Source organism: Paenibacillus antri (assembly GCF_005765165.1).
Lineage (GTDB): Bacteria > Bacillota > Bacilli > Paenibacillales > YIM-B00363 > Paenibacillus_AE > Paenibacillus_AE antri.
The window spans coordinates 21,492-37,280 of the sequence record NZ_VCIW01000026.1 but is presented as its reverse complement, the minus strand read 5'-3'; the positions used below and the strand labels follow the sequence as shown (position 1 = coordinate 37,280).

General features: G+C 62.6%; 13 protein-coding genes and 1 riboswitch. Of the genes, 9 read left to right on the top strand and 4 right to left on the bottom strand.

The genetic code is table 11. From position 1 onward, the window contains the following. Positions 1–158: 158 nt before the first annotated feature. Positions 159–884 (top strand): dethiobiotin synthase, encoded by a 726-nt coding sequence (gene bioD, locus FE782_RS32450; RefSeq protein ID WP_158299591.1) that lies wholly within the window; start codon positions 159–161, stop codon positions 882–884. A 20-nt stretch (positions 885–904) separates the two neighbouring features. Here bioD and FE782_RS27850 read toward each other — a convergent pair whose 3' ends face one another. Continuing rightward, the gene (locus FE782_RS27850; protein WP_138197630.1) at positions 905–1,693 is read right to left on the bottom strand and encodes a TerC family protein; all 789 of its coding nucleotides are present in this window, start codon (positions 1,691–1,693) and stop codon (positions 905–907) included. Between the two features lie 375 nt (positions 1,694–2,068). On the opposite strand from FE782_RS27850, the gene FE782_RS27845 reads away from it, so the two are divergent. Then, positions 2,069–2,518, top strand: a complete 450-nt coding sequence (locus tag FE782_RS27845; RefSeq protein ID WP_138197629.1) for a DUF6376 family protein — start codon at positions 2,069–2,071, stop codon at positions 2,516–2,518. A 493-nt stretch (positions 2,519–3,011) separates the two neighbouring features. On the opposite strand, the gene pdxR is transcribed toward FE782_RS27845, so the two are convergent. Beyond that, positions 3,012–4,499, bottom strand: a complete 1,488-nt coding sequence (gene pdxR / locus FE782_RS27840; RefSeq protein WP_138197628.1) for a MocR-like pyridoxine biosynthesis transcription factor PdxR — start codon at positions 4,497–4,499, stop codon at positions 3,012–3,014. A gap of 129 nt (positions 4,500–4,628) precedes the next feature. Here pdxR and FE782_RS27835 point away from each other — a divergent pair, with 129 nt between their 5' ends. After that, complete coding sequence (locus tag FE782_RS27835) at positions 4,629–5,846, top strand: aminotransferase-like domain-containing protein (RefSeq protein ID WP_138197627.1); 1,218 nt, start codon at positions 4,629–4,631, stop codon at positions 5,844–5,846. Positions 5,847–5,909: 63 nt separating this feature from the next. Next, positions 5,910–6,383 (top strand): DUF2243 domain-containing protein, encoded by a 474-nt coding sequence (locus FE782_RS27830; RefSeq protein WP_138197626.1) that lies wholly within the window; start codon positions 5,910–5,912, stop codon positions 6,381–6,383. 813 nt (positions 6,384–7,196) lie between these two features. Here the strand turns inward: FE782_RS27830 and FE782_RS27825 are convergent. Beyond that, positions 7,197–7,736, bottom strand: a complete 540-nt coding sequence (locus FE782_RS27825) for a VUT family protein (RefSeq protein ID WP_138197625.1) — start codon at positions 7,734–7,736, stop codon at positions 7,197–7,199. Next, positions 7,733–8,233, bottom strand: coding sequence for a preQ(1) synthase (gene queF / locus FE782_RS27820; protein WP_138197624.1), 501 nt, complete (start codon positions 8,231–8,233; stop codon positions 7,733–7,735). The genes FE782_RS27825 and queF overlap by 4 nt, the downstream gene beginning before the upstream one ends. A gap of 118 nt (positions 8,234–8,351) precedes the next feature. Continuing rightward, a riboswitch (PreQ1 riboswitch) is annotated at positions 8,352–8,395 on the bottom strand. 124 nt (positions 8,396–8,519) lie between these two features. On the opposite strand from queF, the gene FE782_RS27815 reads away from it, so the two are divergent. From FE782_RS27815 to FE782_RS27795, 5 genes are all read left to right on the top strand, one after another. Beyond that, positions 8,520–10,313 carry a stalk domain-containing protein gene (locus FE782_RS27815; RefSeq protein ID WP_238392691.1) on the top strand — a complete coding sequence of 598 codons (1,794 nt, stop codon included), beginning with the start codon at positions 8,520–8,522 and terminating at the stop codon, positions 10,311–10,313. A gap of 105 nt (positions 10,314–10,418) precedes the next feature. Then, positions 10,419–10,859 carry a MarR family winged helix-turn-helix transcriptional regulator gene (locus FE782_RS27810; protein ID WP_138197622.1) on the top strand — a complete coding sequence of 147 codons (441 nt, stop codon included), beginning with the start codon at positions 10,419–10,421 and terminating at the stop codon, positions 10,857–10,859. Between the two features lie 9 nt (positions 10,860–10,868). After that, on the top strand, positions 10,869–12,083 hold the full coding sequence (locus FE782_RS27805; protein ID WP_138197621.1) for an MFS transporter: 1,215 nt from the start codon (positions 10,869–10,871) through the stop codon (positions 12,081–12,083). 13 nt (positions 12,084–12,096) lie between these two features. Further along, on the top strand, positions 12,097–12,963 hold the full coding sequence (locus FE782_RS27800) for a pirin family protein (RefSeq protein WP_138197620.1): 867 nt from the start codon (positions 12,097–12,099) through the stop codon (positions 12,961–12,963). Positions 12,964–13,360: 397 nt separating this feature from the next. Next, on the top strand, positions 13,361–15,709 hold the full coding sequence (locus tag FE782_RS27795) for a helix-turn-helix domain-containing protein (protein ID WP_138197619.1): 2,349 nt from the start codon (positions 13,361–13,363) through the stop codon (positions 15,707–15,709). Positions 15,710–15,789 lie beyond the last annotated feature (80 nt).

The following is a 15,789-nucleotide window of genomic DNA, read 5'->3' as shown; positions in this document are numbered from 1 at the left end:
AACCGGCGCCTTCGTCCGGCTTCCGGCGGGCGGATGCGGCGCAGGCCTCGTCGGAACCTGTCGAGAAAAATTTTCGTCCGTTCCGGGCAATACCGTTCGAAAGCGTTTCCTGTTATAGTGAAAACAACTACGTTAGTACGAAAGAAGGCGGCGAGCTCATGAACCATGGCGTGTTTATTACGGGAACGGACGCGGGCGTCGGCATGACTCACGTCGCTTCGGTGCTCGCCGCGGCGCTCCAGCGCCGGCTCGACGAGAACGGAGGCGGCCGCGTCGGAGTATGGAAGCCGGTGCAAACCGGCGTGCGCGACGAGGCGCCGCTGCCCGACAGCGCGAAGCTCGTCCTGGGGAGCGGCCTCCCGATCCGCGAATCCGAGACGTTCAGCTACGCGTTCCCCGACCGAGTCGTGCCTTGGATGGCGGCGCAGCGGATCGGGGCGCGCATCTCCATCTCGCAGCTCGCGGAAGAAGGCTTGAGCCGGCTGGCCGCCTGCGACCGCCTGGTCGTCGACGGCGCGGGCGGACTCGCGGCGCCGCTCACCGACCGCCGCGTCGTCGCCGATCTGGCGGCGGCGCTGGCGCTGCCGGTGCTCATCGTCGCCCGGCCCGGCATCGGGACGGTCAATCATACGCTGCTGACCGTCGCCTACGCCCGCGGCGCCGGCCTGCGGCCGATCGGCGTCGTGCTGAACGGGTACCGGGACGGCCAGGCGGACATTATGGAAGAGAACGCGATGATGATCGAGCGCTTCGCCGACGTGCCGGTCATCGGCAAGCTGCCGTGGCTGCCCGGCGCGCCCGCAAGCGGCGACGACTGGTCTACCTGGCGGGAGCGGTGGGCTGATGTGTCCTCCGCGTCGCTCGACCTGGACAAGCTGCCGTAAGGCGGCGGCGGGCCAAGCGGTTACCCTTGCTCGGCGACGGCCTTCTCCTCGGCGGACTTCGGTTCGGGGCCTTTGCCGCCGAACCAGCCCCAAGCGAATATGGCGAGAAGCACCGTCCAGAAGATGCCCTTCCAAACGCCGCTCTTCGCGAACGTCTCCGGCAGCAGCGCGAGGCCCGGATGCGAGGCGGCGTATACCGCAAGCTTCACGCCGACCCAACCGACGATGAGGAACGCCGCCTTCTCGAGGCCGGGCCGCAGCTCAAGCAGCCGGACGAACTTGTTCGCCGCGAAGCGCATCAGCACGAGGCCGATCAAGCCGCCCGCGAGAATGACGAGGAAGTGGCCGCCGTCCATTCCGCCGATGGCGGGCAGGGGCGAGACCGGCAGCGCGACGGCGAGCGCGACGGCCGCGAGAATGGAATCGACCGCGAACGCGATGTCGGCGAGCTCTACCTTGATCACCGTCGACCAAAATCCGCCGCTCTTCGCCGATTTCTTCGTCTCCTGAACGGTTGACGCCGTTACCTTTTTACGCCACAGATGATTCGCGGCGATAAACAGCAAATACAACGCGCCGATCGCCTGCACCTGCCACACGCCGACCAAGAACGAAATCAGGAACAACGACGCGATCCGAAACACGAACGCCCCCGCAAGGCCGTAGAACAACGCCTTCTTCCGCCGTTCCTCCGGCAAGTGCTTCACCATGACCGCCATGACCAGCGCGTTGTCCGCCGCGAGGATGCCTTCGAGAGCGATCAACACCAACAACGTCCAACCGTATTCCGCGAGCATTCCGAATTCCATGCGTCTTCCTCTCCCTTTTCCCGAAAATGATAAACAAACAGCCTCCGCCGATGGAACGCGTCCGACGAAGGCTGCCGAAAAAAGGGCAAATTAAAAAGACCTTCGCCTGACGTAGGCAAAGGTCTTGCTGACAACGAAAGATCGTTGCCGACAACGCCGGGACCGAGGCGAATCTCGATCCGAAGTGACGACGCTGCCGCGAGAGCTACTCCCCTTTGGGGCGGTGCATATGCGGTTTGTTCTTGTTTTCTATCCTACGCGAAGGAGGGGAGGCGCGTCAATGGCGGGCCTGCGAAACATTTTCCGTGAAACGTACTCCCCTCGCAAGCAGTATACATAGATAACGAACGCAATCGGATAAGGGGGATTTGGATCATGAAGAGAAAACTCGCATTCATCGTCTTGCTTGCGGCGGCGCTGCTCGCGACGGGCTGTTCGATGCTGGAGCAAGTCAATACGACGCTCAATTACGCCACGGAGGCGACCGACTTCGTGAACGACGCGAACCGCTTCGCCGAGCAGGTGCCGGTGCTGGCGGAGCAGGCGTTGACGAATCCGGCGACGATCGATCGGCTGCAGACCGAGTTCCAGTCCATGAAGGAAGAGATCGCGGCGTTCAACGCGCTGCAGGCGCCGGCTTTCGCGGAGGACGTGCACGCGCAGCTCGTGGAGTACAACGATACGATCCGACAGCAGATCGACGGGTACTTGCAGCAGATCGATCAGAACGTCATCGATCTCGAGCAGCTCGCGAACGCGCCGATGCTCGAGACGATCCGCAATATGGCGGGGCTGCTCCAGCAAATCGAGCAGCTCGGGCAGTAGAGCGGCGGAGGGGGGCGCGCTTATAGGCGGAGTTATCCGCCTACGTCGGCGCTCGAGGCGCGCATTCGCGCCTATAGGCGGAGATATCCGCCTACGTCGGCGCTCCAAGCGCGTTTTCGCGCTTATAGGCGGAGATATCCGCCCAAGTCGGCGCTCTAAGCGCGTTTTCGCGCTTATGGGCGGAGATATCCGCCCAAGTCGGCGCTCTAAGCGCGCATTCGCGCTTATAGGCGGAGATATCCGCCCAAGTCGGCGCTCTAAGCGCGCATTCGCGCTTATAGGCGGAGATATCCGCCCAAGTCGGCGCTCTAAGCGCGCATTCGCGCTTATAGGCGTCCGCCCAAGTCGGCGCTCTAAGCGCGCATTCGCGCTTATAGGCGGAGATATCCGCCCAAGTCGGCGCTCTAAGCGCGCATTCGCGCTTATAGGCGGAGATATCCGCCCAAGTCGGCGCTCCAAGCGCGTTTTCGCGCTTATAGGCGGAGATATCCGCCTACGTTGCCCGCGTCTCCCGCATGAGCCGGCCGAGCCGCGCGAGGCTGAACGCGAGCGAGTCCTCCGGCATGTAGGAGAAGCAAAGGCGGACGTATCGATGCGAGGCGTCGGCCGCGTAGCAGACCGATCCGGGCAGGACGGCGATGTCTTCCCGCTGCGCCGCGAGCGTCAGCTCCCGATCGTCGCAGCCGTCGGGCAGCGCGACCCAGAGATGCAGACCGCCCTGCGGCGACGTCCACCTCGCGCCCTTCGGGGCGTGCCGCCGCAGCAGCGACTCCGCGAGCGCGCACCGCTCCGCCAGCGTCGCTCGGATCGACCGCGCGTACGCGGCGAACCGGTCGGACGCAAGGTAGGCGTAGATCGCCTTCTGCGTCAGCAGCGGGCTGCCTAGATCGGCGGCGGTCTTCGCCGCGACGAGCCGGCTGAGCACGGTGCCGGACGCGGCGACGGCGGCGATGCGGCAGCCGGGCGACAGCAGCTTGCTGTAGCTTTTGATGTAAACGATGTGGCCGGTGCGGTCGAACGACTTGATCGCGGGGGGCGGCGGCCGATCGAAGTACATATCGCTGTATGGATCGTCCTCGACGACGAGGCAGTCGATCGCCGCCGCGAGCTCGTACAGCCGCTTTCGCCGCGCCGCGCTCATCGTCGTGCCGGTCGGGTTATGATACGTCGGCACCGTGTAGACGAGCTTCGGCCGCGCGCGGTCGCAGACGCGGGCGAGCCGATCGACGTCCATGCCGTCTCCGTCCATGGGCACCGAGACGATGCGCGCGCCGCGGCTCGCGAACACGTCGATCGCGCCGTTATACGTCGGCGCTTCGACGACGACGACGTCGCCGGGGCCGACGAACGTGCGCGCGACGAGGTCGATGCCTTGCTGCGCGCCGCTCGTGACGAGCAGGTCCGCGGCGGATGTCCGGACGCCGGCCTTGCCGAGCAAGCGGGCGATCGCGCCGCGCAGGTCGTCGTCGCCCTGGAAGGAGCCGTACGCCGTCAACAGCGCGTGATCCTCCGACATGAGGCTCTGGATTTGCTTCATGATGTCCCGGGACGGCAGCAGCTCCCGCTGGATGGCGGACAGATGCAGCTGATGCGTCGCGGGGACGTTCTGGTAATGGTGCCACAGCTGCGCCCGCGGCAAGTAGTCGGGCACGGCGTGCTGCCAGGCGTACGGATCCGCGGCCGCATGCGCGGCGGCGTCTTCGCCATCGAGGCTAGCCGTCGCCGCCTTGGCCGCCGCCGTCTTCGTCCGGGACACGAAGCACCCCTTGCCTTGGACGCAGCGGATCGCGCCGCTCGCCTCGAGCGCGGCGTACCCCTTGCTTGCGGTGACGAGGCTCACCCCGAGCAGGCGGGCGAGGGCGCGGACGGACGGGAGCTTCTCGCCGGGCGACAGCAAGCCGGACGCGATGCGGGCCTCGAAGGCGCGGGCGATCTGCTCCGCGAGCGGGACGCCGGCCCGGCGATTCAATTCGATATGCATGGCTCCATCGTCCTCCCCAGCACTCCAGAGCGACATTGCGCGCACTGTTATAGTATTATCTTTACTGTTATACATCTCGTGCCGTAATTTAATAAGAATATTATAACAGTCGAGAGCGGGGAACGAGCAATGGAAAGAAGGTTTTCGAAGACGATCGAGCGGGCGCAGACGTCCGCGGTGCGCGACATTCTGAAGCTGACGCAAAGCTCGAAGGTGGTGTCGTTCGCGGGCGGACTTCCGGCGGAGGATTCGTTCCCGACGGAGGCGATTCGGGACGCGTACGAGCGGGTATTCGCCCGCGGCAAGGGCGCGATGCAATACGGCGTGACGGAGGGCGTGCCCGCGCTGCGGGAATGGCTGACGGGATTTCTGGCCGATAAGGGTATCGGTACGTCGGTCGATCGGCTGCTGCTGACGACGGGCTCGCAGCAAGCGATCGACTTAGCGTTCCGCGTCTTGATCGATCCGGGCGACGTCCTGCTGGTGGAGCGTCCGACGTATCTGGCCGCGCTGCAGTCGCTGTCGCTGGCGGACGGACGGGCCGTGGAGGTCGACTCCGACGACGAAGGCATGCTGCCGGACGATCTGGAAGCGAAGCTGCGGACGCATCGGCCGAAAGCCGTGTACGTCATTCCGACGTTCTCGAATCCGGTCGGCAAGACGTGGTCGTCGGAGCGTCGCCGAGCGCTCGCGGAGCTGGCGCGGAAATACGGCGCGCTCGTCATCGAAGACGATCCGTACGGGGACATCCGATTCGACGCGGCGAACCGCATCCAGACGCTCTACGAACACGACGCCGCGCTCGGGGCCGCTTCCGGCGACGACGGCAACGCGCTGTACCTCGGCTCGTTCTCGAAGACGGTGGCCCCGGCGCTGCGCACCGGCTTCGCCGCCGGACCGGCCGACGTCCTCCGTATGATGGCGAAGGCGAAGCAGGCGTCGGATCTGCACTCGAGCGCGGCGGATCAGCTGGCGCTGCTCGAGCTCGTGACCGGCTGGGATCTGGCCGGGCACATCGGCTTCATCCGCGATATGTACCGGGAGCGGATGGAAGGGTTCGTCGCCGCCTTGAAGGGCGGGCCGCTGGATCGGCTGCGCTGGAACCGCCCGGCGGGCGGCATGTTCCTCTGGGCGTCGCTGCCGGAGACGTACGTCGCCGCCGATCTGCTGAAGCTGGCGGTGGAGGAAGGCGTCGCCTTCGTGCCGGGCGAACCGTTCTACGCCGGCGTACCGGCACGCAATACGCTGCGCCTGAACTTTACGCATACGCCGCCGGCGCTCGTACCGGAGGCGCTCGCCCGGCTCTCTCGCGCGATCGAACGATACTCCGTAGAAGTTTATTCATAGATTCGTATAAACCTCCGCTAGAAAGGCAAGAATGATAGAAAACAATGGCGGAGGCGGTATGGAGTGACGGCGGAGGAGAAGCTGAAGCTGCTAGATTACGGGGGGATTTTGCTGGGGATCGGACTCGCGGGCGCGTTCGACGGGATCGTCTTTCATCAGCTGCTGCAATGGCACAGCGTCTATATGCATACGCATCGGCACGGACAAATCGTAAGCGACGGGGTGTTCCACGCATTCACCGTCGTCGCGTTGGCCGTATCCGCGGTCATGTTATGGCGCGCCGGACACCCGGGCGGACTCGCGAGAGGGAGGCGTCTGCTGGTTAGCGGAGCGCTGCTCGGCGCCGGCGGCTTCAACGTCGTCGAAGGCATCGTAAATCACCATGTGCTTCAGCTGCACCACGTTAAACAAGGCGATCCGTACGAGCTGCTGTACGATCTCGCCTATCTCGCCGTAAGCGCGCTGATTTTCGCGTACGGGCTCTATCTTCGGCAGGGCGGTCGCGCCGAAGGGCGTTCGTCCGACATGGCGCGGTAACGGTAGTCTATATACGAAGAAGAAACGCTCTCCTGACCAAGGAGGGCGTTTTTTTTTGAAATATCAGTAATTGTAAAAGTTTGAAGCATTCCATGAGGAGGAAGGTGCTTGTTCCCGCGTTCCTTCTCCTGGATTGACCTTCGCTCAGCTGAACGATTGCGGCTTGTTTTGCTCATGCTGCGCGAACTCAACGCCATACCGCCTGCCTTTCGCGCCTCGCCTTCGGTTCATCCGTCTTAGTGGCAGCTACCGTTAAGGATTTTTACCGTTGGCAGCCCGACAGCACATTTTCTTTTCGGTTCGTATGCCTGCCACACATCCCATTGGGTTCGGTCCGCGCCCGGTCTCCTGCCTTTCGCGCCGTGCCTTCGGTTCATCCGTCTTAGTGGCAGCTATCGTTAAGGATTTTTACCGTTGGCAGACCGACAGCACATTTTCTTTACGGTTCGTATGCCTGCCACACATCGGTGTCGTCGTACGACACTTAGAAAGCTGGGGTATTAGAGATCCGGAGATGCCTCTGCAATTTTCGTGCGAAGCACAAGATTAGTGACGCGTTGCGCTAAAGCGGAGCAAACGGAGCGTATGCCCCACGCTTTCCATGCACAATTGATGCATAAGCCAAGGTTGGGAGCCGACGGCTTACGATTCCGAGGATAACGACGATTTATTCTTCGACGAGCGGCTTCCCAAAGACGAAAATGATGTTGACGTTAAGTATACGGATGGCCCGTTTCAGCCGGATAGAGAACATCGATGTTCCCTATTCGGCTGAAAGAAGCCCCACCCGCCTGTTATGGGCCGTGCGGGTCCCTATCTTTCGGTTTCGCGGGCGAGCGGCGTGAAGGCGATGACCGCCGCGCCGAGCGCTTGCATGGCGGTCTTCACGAGAATTTGGCCGGCGATCGCGAACCCGACGGCATCCCACGGCAGGAAGCCCGCGCCGATCGGCGACAGGCCGATGACGACGAACAGCGCGCTGTCGACGAAGCCGCCGACGAGGCCGCTGAAGAAGACGCGCGAGGCCATCGGCAGCTTGAGGCGCGTGTACGTCTCCGTATCGAGCGTCTCGGAGACGAGGAACGTGACGGCGGACGCGAAGACGATGAGAAGCGTGTCGCCGAGCGCGTACGACGTCGCGGCGGACAACGCCAGCGCGGCCAGAATCGCGGCGTACGTCCGGCGGCGGCCGAACGCGCGCTGCACGAAGTCGCGCAGAATGAAGGTGGCGCCGATCAGGAACGACCCGGCCGGGACGAGCAGGGCGCCGATCGGGATCGGAGCGAACGATGCCGTGACGACGTTCGCGGCGACGATGGCGGCGAGGTAGGCGAGCAGGATGAACGGCTTCATCGGTTGTCGACCTTTTCCGGATACATGTCATGGTTCAGCATTCGCTGCTCGGCCATCGCCTCGTACTTCGTGCCGGGGCGGCCGTAGTTGCAGTACGGGTCGATCGAGATGCCGCCGCGCGGCGTAAACTTGCCCCATACCTCGATGTAGCGGGGGTTCATAGCCTCGATCAGGTCGTTCATAATAATGTTCACGCAATCCTCGTGGAAGTCGCCGTGATTCCGGAAGCTGAACAAGTACAGCTTGAGCGATTTGCTCTCGACCATCTTGACGTCGGGGATGTAGCTGATGTACATCGTCGCGAAGTCCGGCTGACCGGTCATCGGGCACAAGCTCGTGAATTCGGGACAGTTGAATTTGACGAACGTGTCTCGATACGGGTGCTTGTTGTCGAACGTCTCGAGCAGCTTCGGATCGTACTCGAACACGTATTTCACGCCTTGGTTGCCGAGCAGCGTGATGTCTTGCAATTCCTCGTTCGTTCTGCCTGCGGGCATAAAAAAATCTCCTCTCTTTTCTCCTCGGGGGTCCGGGACGGAAAAGAAGACGAGATTCAGGGAACAGCACTCTACTTTCGGAAAAAACGAAGCAGGGCGCAGCTCATCGGCGTCTGCACCTATCTTAGTTTTTTATAGAGGGAGTTCGCGAACCTCTCCCGGCGCCGTGGCGTCGGATTTTCTTCTTCGGTGATAAGTCCAGTTCGACTATAGCAGGTTGTAGGGCAAATCTCAATTCCGATATACTGAATTTTATCGTCGGGGAGGGGACATTTTGTTGGCGTTTATGGAAAATTGCAGTGGATTTATTCGCGGATGGGGAAAACGAGCGGCGATGGCCGCGCTGGCGGCCGCGCTGCTTCCGCTCGGGGCGGCGGCCGAAGCCGGGACGAAGGACGCCGGGACGGACGGTTATACCCGGATATGGTCTTACTCGTCGGGAAACAGGGAGTTCGACCCGACCCTCTCGGTCGTCGAAGCGGGCGGCGACGGAACGGCGCTGTACGCCAAGCGTAATTTGTACGACGGCGGCGTGCTGGAGTTCGGGAAGATCGGTCCGACGGGCAAGACGATCTGGAAGCGGGACGATCTAGCGATCTACGAATTCAGTCTGACGGACGGTTGGATCGTAGCCTCCATTCATACCGCCGGCGCGGATTACCGGAAGGAGACGATCGTTCGCATCGATAAGAAGGACGGCGGCGTAAAAAGCAAGTTTTTGCTGGAGTCGATCGGAATCGAACGGATGGAGAAGTTTACCGCGGATCGAGATCGGATATATATCGCCGGCGGAAATCGGTTGGTCGCGGTAACGTACGATGGGAAGGTCGTATGGGAGAAAACGTGGGACGATTACCCGGGAGCGGACATCCCGATGACGTACGAGACTCCCGTGCTCGCGAGCGGCGATATGCTGCTGGCTTGGACGACATGCAGTATGTCGCAAGTCTGCGGGTTTTTGGAAGAGACCGATTATCGCTTGTCGGCGTTATCGCCTTCGACGGGCGAGACGCTCTGGAGCGCCGCCCAACAGGTAAGCTCCTCGCGAATCGAGCCGCCGGCGCCGGACGCGAAGCAAATCGTGCTCGAGAACGGATTCGAGGGGAAGATGTTCGCTTACCGTCTAGCCGACGGGAAGAAGCTATGGGAGTACGCGGTCGACGACGAAGTCGCTTGGGCTTCGCTCGACCCCGGCATCGTCGATCCGGACGGACGCAGTTACGTGAACGTGATCGGGAGCGGGGAGGACGGGTACGCCACGGAACGGATCGTGGCGCTGAACGCGGATGGAACGGTCGCATGGGATATTCCCTGGAACAACGGGTCGATCATGAACCTGATCGGCATCCGTCCCGACGGAAGCGCTCTGTATTGGGAGAGCAGCGAAGAGGCGATCCCGAGCGTGTATACGGTGGATCGACGAACGGGGAAGACGCTCGCCGTCGAATCGTATCGCCGGCCGGGCGGCGCGGCGCGGCCGCTCGCCGATGCGAACGACGGCTTGTTCGCGTACCCGACGGCAGCCGGCTCCGTGACGAAGGACCAGTGGTTCGCGAGCGGCGAGGAGCGGTACTTCGCGGATTGGCGGCACAAGGCCGCATTGGCGACCCGCAACGGCGCGATCGTCGGCCGTCTGACCTATCGAGGGGACGTGAACCTCGAGGTCGGACCGGACCAGACGGCGTATTTGTCTGACGCGCGCACGATCGCCGCGTACGCGTCGACGCGGGAGACGGCGTCCGTCGCGGTGAACGGCCGCTACCCGCCGCTGCCCCGACCGGCGACCGTCCGAGGCGGGTACACGTACGTGCCGGTGCGAGGCGTTCTGGAACAGGCGGGCGCTTCGGTCGCGTGGGACGGCGTCGAACGGAAGGTGACCATCGCGAAGCCGGGCAAGACGGTCGAGCTGCGCATCGACGGGGCGCAAGCGATCGTGAACGGCGCGCCGGCGCCCTTGGAAGCGCCCGCGATCATGGACGGCGGTTCCGCGATGCTTCCGCTGCGCTTCTTGGTCGAGACGCTCGACGGAACGGTGACGTGGGACGCCGAGACGCGCACCGCTTGGATCGAGACGCCGTAACTCGTTCGCGGCCCGACGCCGAATATTCGGCGTCGGGCTTTTTCGTTCGACAAATTCGATTGTTGCAAGTATAATTGGTATAGCAACTAAATTGGAGGACAAGCCATGCTCGATGAATCGATCGGGTTTCAGCTGAGCCGGACGACGCGGAAAATCAGCCAGCTGCTTACGAGTCGCCTCGAGTCGTACGGCATTACGCCCGAACAGTTTTCGGTGCTGCAGCGTCTTGCGGAGCGGGACGGCGTCACGCAGAAGGAGCTCGCGTCCCGGGCGGAGAAGGACCAGACGAACGTGACGAGAATTTTGGACCAGCTGGAGCGCAAGGGCTTGGTCGTTCGCAAGCCGAACGAAGACGACCGGCGGTCGTTCCTCGTGTACGGCACGCAGAAGGGCGACCGCCTCGCCGCGGAGCTCGCGCCGGTGGAGCGGGAGACGATCGACGCGCTGCTCGACGGGCTGCCTGCCGATCGCGTCGCCGCCCTCCGCGAAGCGCTGGCTCATCTATGGCATCGCGCCTGCGAACAGGTACAATCGGAGAGGACTTGATACGAAAGTATGCAGCATGAAAACGAACCGATTCGAACGCCGCTGTGGACCCGCAACTTCGTTGCGGTATGCCTCAGCAATTTTTTTCTGTTTATGACGTTTTATATTTACGCCGTCACGCTGCCGTTGTTCGTGACGCAGCGACTAGGCGCCGCCGAGACGCAGGTCGGGCTCGTGATGACCGCGTTCATCTTGACGACGGTATTGTTTCGTCCGTTGGCCGGGAAGTGGATGGACCGGTACGACCGGAAGAAGCTGTTCGCGGGCTCGCTGCTGCTGTTCGCGGTCTGCGCGCTGCTGTATCCGGCGATGCATCACTTCGGGGCGCTGATCGGGCTGCGGCTCGCGCACGGCGTCGGCTTCGGCCTCGCCGCGACCGCGGGCGGCGCCGTCGCGGCCGAGCTCGTTCCCGACCGCCGCAAGGGCGAAGGCATCGGCTACTTCAGCTTGTTCATGAGCCTCGCGATGGTCGTCGGGCCGTTCGTCGGTCTTACGATCGCGGATCGGTTCAGCCTGAACGCGATGTTCCTGATCTGTATCGCATTTTCGGCGCTGTCGCTGCTGTGCGGGCTGACGCTTCGTCTGCCGCAGCGGCCGTCGCCTCCCGCGACGGAGAAGCCGGCGGCCGCCTCGAGCTGGCGCGGCTACATCGAGCCGGCGGCGCTGCCGGTGGCCGTCGCCAGCGCCTTCCTGGCGTTCGCGTACGGTTCGCTGTCGACGTTCTTATCCGTATACGCGGTCGAACTTCATCTAGGCTCCTACGCGAGCTATTTCTTCGCGGTGTTCGCGGCGATGATCGTGCTGACGCGGCCGATGACGGGCCGGTGGTTCGACCGGTTCGGAGCGAACGCGCTCGTGTATCCGGGCATCTTCCTCTTCGCGGCGGGGATGATCGCCTTAAGCTTCGCGCGGACGCCGACCGCCTTCCTCGGCTCGGGCGCCGTCATCGGCCTCGGCTTCGGCGCGCTGCTGCCGAGCCTGCAGACGCTCGCGATTCAATCGGCGCCTCGCCATCGCGCGGGTCTCGCGACCGGCACGTTCTTCTTGCTGTTCGACGCCGGGTACGGCGCGGGCTCGTTCGCGCTCGGGGTCGTCGCCGCGCGCGCCGGCTACGACGGGGCGTATTTGGTCGGCGGCCTTGTTTCCTTGGTCATGGCCGGGCTATATTACTTATTAGTGAACCGGCCGAGCGGCGGCGGCGTGTCGCCGCGGACGGCGGAATAGGAGGATGCGGGAGATGGAAGGACGAAGCATCGGAAGACGCGGCATTCGCTCGGTATGGGACGCCGCGCCCGAGCCGCGCGGCGGCTCGCACGTGAAGGCGGCCGCCGTGTTGGAGCCGGGGCGGTGGAGAGAGTTCGACCCGTTCCTGCTCATGATGGAGGACTGGTTCCAGGCGGGAACGTTCGACTTCCATCCGCATCGCGGGTTCGAGACGGTTACGTACGTCATCGAAGGCCGGTTGAAGCACGAGGACAGCTACGGCGGTTACGGCATCCTGGAGCCCGGGGACGTACAGTGGATGACCGCGGGACGCGGCATCATTCATTCCGAGGATCCGCTGCCGGGCGAGACGGTGCACAGCTTGCAGCTGTGGCTCAACTTGCCGAAGTCGGAGAAAATGACCGCGCCGCGCTACCAAGACTTGAAGGCGGCGAACATGCCGGTGCGGCGGGAAGACGGGGCGACGGTCCGCGTGTTCTCCGGCGCGTCCGGGGACGTCGCGGCCGAGACGAAGAACGTCGTGCCCGTGACGTTCCTCGACATCGCGATGGAGCCGGGGGCGACGCTGACGCAGCGTCTGCCCGCGGACTATAACGGATTTCTTTACGTTCTGGAAGGGAGCGGGCGCTTCGGCGTCGAGGAGACGCAGGGCGCCGCGAATCAGGTGCTGTGGCTCGGCGCGTCGGACGATGCGGACGCCGAAGACAGCGAGTTCGTCCTTCGCGCCGACGCGCCGCTTCGGGCGGTGCTCGCCGCGGGCCGGCCGATCGGCGAGCCCGTCGTGCAGCAAGGGCCGTTCGTCATGACGACGGTCGGCGACATCAAGCTCGCGATCCAGGATTTCTACGAGGGCAAGTTCGGCAAGCCGAGGAAAGCATAAGCGATTAGGAATGAGGCGTCGGCTTGTCCGGCGTCTCTATTTTTTTAAGGTGCCTCCGCGATTTTCGCGCGAAGCATGCGGAGGAGCGAATATATCGGAGAATTACAAGGGAGTGCATGGCTGCAAGTACAGGATTAGCGATGCGTTGCGCTAAGGCGGAAAAGGCGTGGGGCATACCGGAGCGTATGACCCACGCCCTCCCTGCACGCACATGATGCATACGCTCGAACTCTAAGGACTCGTCGCCAGGCGAGGTTTTCTTAATATCAATAAACGTACAAAATTATAAATTTCCGCCTTCGCCTTGACGATCCGGCGGGGAGGCGGGTACACTCTGACAGAATCGCAGCGCGCGTACCGGCTTGTCCGAGTAACGGAACGAGAGAGGTTCGGGAAAATGAACATGCTGAGCGGCGTCACGAACCGGAAATATTTGCAGCGGATATTATTTTATTTCAACCTATCGATGGTGGGACTGCTGCTGTTTACGTCCATCTCGTTTTACGCATATTCGAAGGAGATCGTCCTGCAGACGCAGAGGGAAGCGGACCGGAAGGTGCTGTCCCAAATCAAACACAATCTTAGCTATATCGAGGAGCTCGTGCAGAACGTCGCCATTATGGTGAATCTGGATCCGGGCATCGTCTACCTGATGAACGCGGACGCGCCCGAGCCGGTGATGAAATTTCAGACGCTACGCAAGCTGGATATGGTGACGGAGGCGACGACGTTCGTCGATTCGATCGTCGTGGCGGGCGGCGGTAGTCTCCACATGTATTTCGGCGGCTCCGGGTTATGGACGAGAACGCATATGCCCGAGCTTCAGGAGAGCTTGCGGAAGCGTCTCGAGTCGATTCGTCCGGAGGAGATCGGCAGGCTCGTGCCGGTTCGCATCGACGAGGAGGGGACGGGCGTCGACGTCTTCTCCTTCATCCTGGTCGGGAATCGTCCGGCCGACGGCGCGGTGCCGAGCGCCGTCGTCGTGAACGTCAGGCCGCAATGGATTTTCGAAAACGTGTCCAACGTCAATACGTTGTCGGAAGCGAGCAACATGATTCTCGTGGATCGGAACGGAACGATTCTGCATTCCGGCGAGGAGCCGTCCCGTTCGGATCGGGACATCGAATCGTACGTCAGCCGAACCGTTCGGGAGGGCGGCATGGAGGCGGCGGAAGATTTCTCCGTGCAGCGCATCGGCGACCGTTCCTACGTCATCTCCCAAATGAGCGTCGGGGTCGGCGAGTGGCGGGTCATGAACTTCTTGCCGTACGACGAAGTGATGAGCCGCGTGCAGAAGCTGAGAGATCTTACGATGTTAGTCACGTCCGCTTTCCTGGTCGTAAGCTTCGCCCTGTCGCTGTTCGTCGCGAACCGGCTGTACCGGCCGATTCGTAAGCTGCTCGAGCTGTTTCGGAACGAGGACGGGAAGCCGTCCGCCAAGGCGCCTCATGACGAGCGCGACGAGATGGCCTTCCTCACCGACGCGTATCGGCATACGCTGGATCGGCTGGAGCAGGTCGACCGGGAAGACGTCAAAACGAAACGGATCGTAGAAGATTACTACCTGCGAAGCTGGATCGCGGACAGCGCGGCGCGGTCCGAAGAGGAGTTCCGGCTTTGCGCGGAGACGAATCCGAGCCTGTTCGAAGGCGGGGACGACGGCGTCTGGCGATTGGTCGTCTTGACGATGGACCAGTCGCCCTCGGCGCTGGAGGCGTCCGACGGCTTCCGAGAGAAGCTGTTTCGGTTCGCGGTCTGCAACATTTTGGAGGAGCTGTTGTCCCGTTCGTACGCGGCCCGCGTGATCGATATGAACAACGAATTTATCGTCGCGCTCCTCCGTTCGACTGCCGATGCCGTCGACGTGGACGTCGTCTCGAAGCATGTGAGGGACGCGCAAGAGACGTTCCGCCAATATTACCGCCGGACGTTCTCGGCCGCCGTCGGCGAGGGGATCGCCCGGAGAACGGCTTTGACCGAAGCGTACGATGCGACGGTGCACCAGTTGATGTACCGATTGGCTTTCGGGCCCGGCGCCCTCATTACGCCGGAGCTCGCCTTGGGGAACCGCAGCCGCGACGACGCGACGCTGCCGAGAGCGCTCGAGAAGTCGCTCGTCGAGGGCTTAAGGTCGAAGGACGAAGCGGGCGTCCGGGACGCCTTGCGGCGCGCGTTCGAATGGATCGCCGGCTTGCATTACGATTATATGACGTTCGCTGCGCAACAGCTCGTGTTGGCGGTCAAGCCGGTGCTGCGCGAGCCCGCCTTCGCGGCGCATGCGAACGCGGCCGAATCGCAGAAGCTCAATCGCAAGGTGCTGCAAGCCGATTCCCTCGCCGCCATGCGGGAGGAGCTCGAGACGTTCTTGACGTCGCTGTGCAAGACGGACGCCGATTCGCCGAAGGAAGAGCGCGGTCAATTGATCGTGGATGCGGTCAAGGAAATTATCGAGAAAAACCTTACCGACATTACGCTAAGTCTTCAGTCGATCGCGACGTCGCTGAAGATGTCTCCGGCGTACGTCGGACGCGTCTTCAGGCAATACGAGAATATGTCGGTCGGCGACTACTTGACCGGATATCGCTTGGAGAAGGCGCGCGAGCTGCTCTCGAACAGCGACTACACCGTGAAGGAGATCGCCGATTATTTGGGCTTCAGCAACGCCAGCTATTTCATTACGCTGTTCAAGAAGAAATACGGGACGACGCCTAAAGATTTCCGAGTCAACGCCGCGCTCGGCAAGTGAGCCTTGGACGGCGGTCCGGTCGCCTTTTCAATACGATCTGCAAAAACCAACATCCGAAACGGCATAATCTGCCGTTTTTT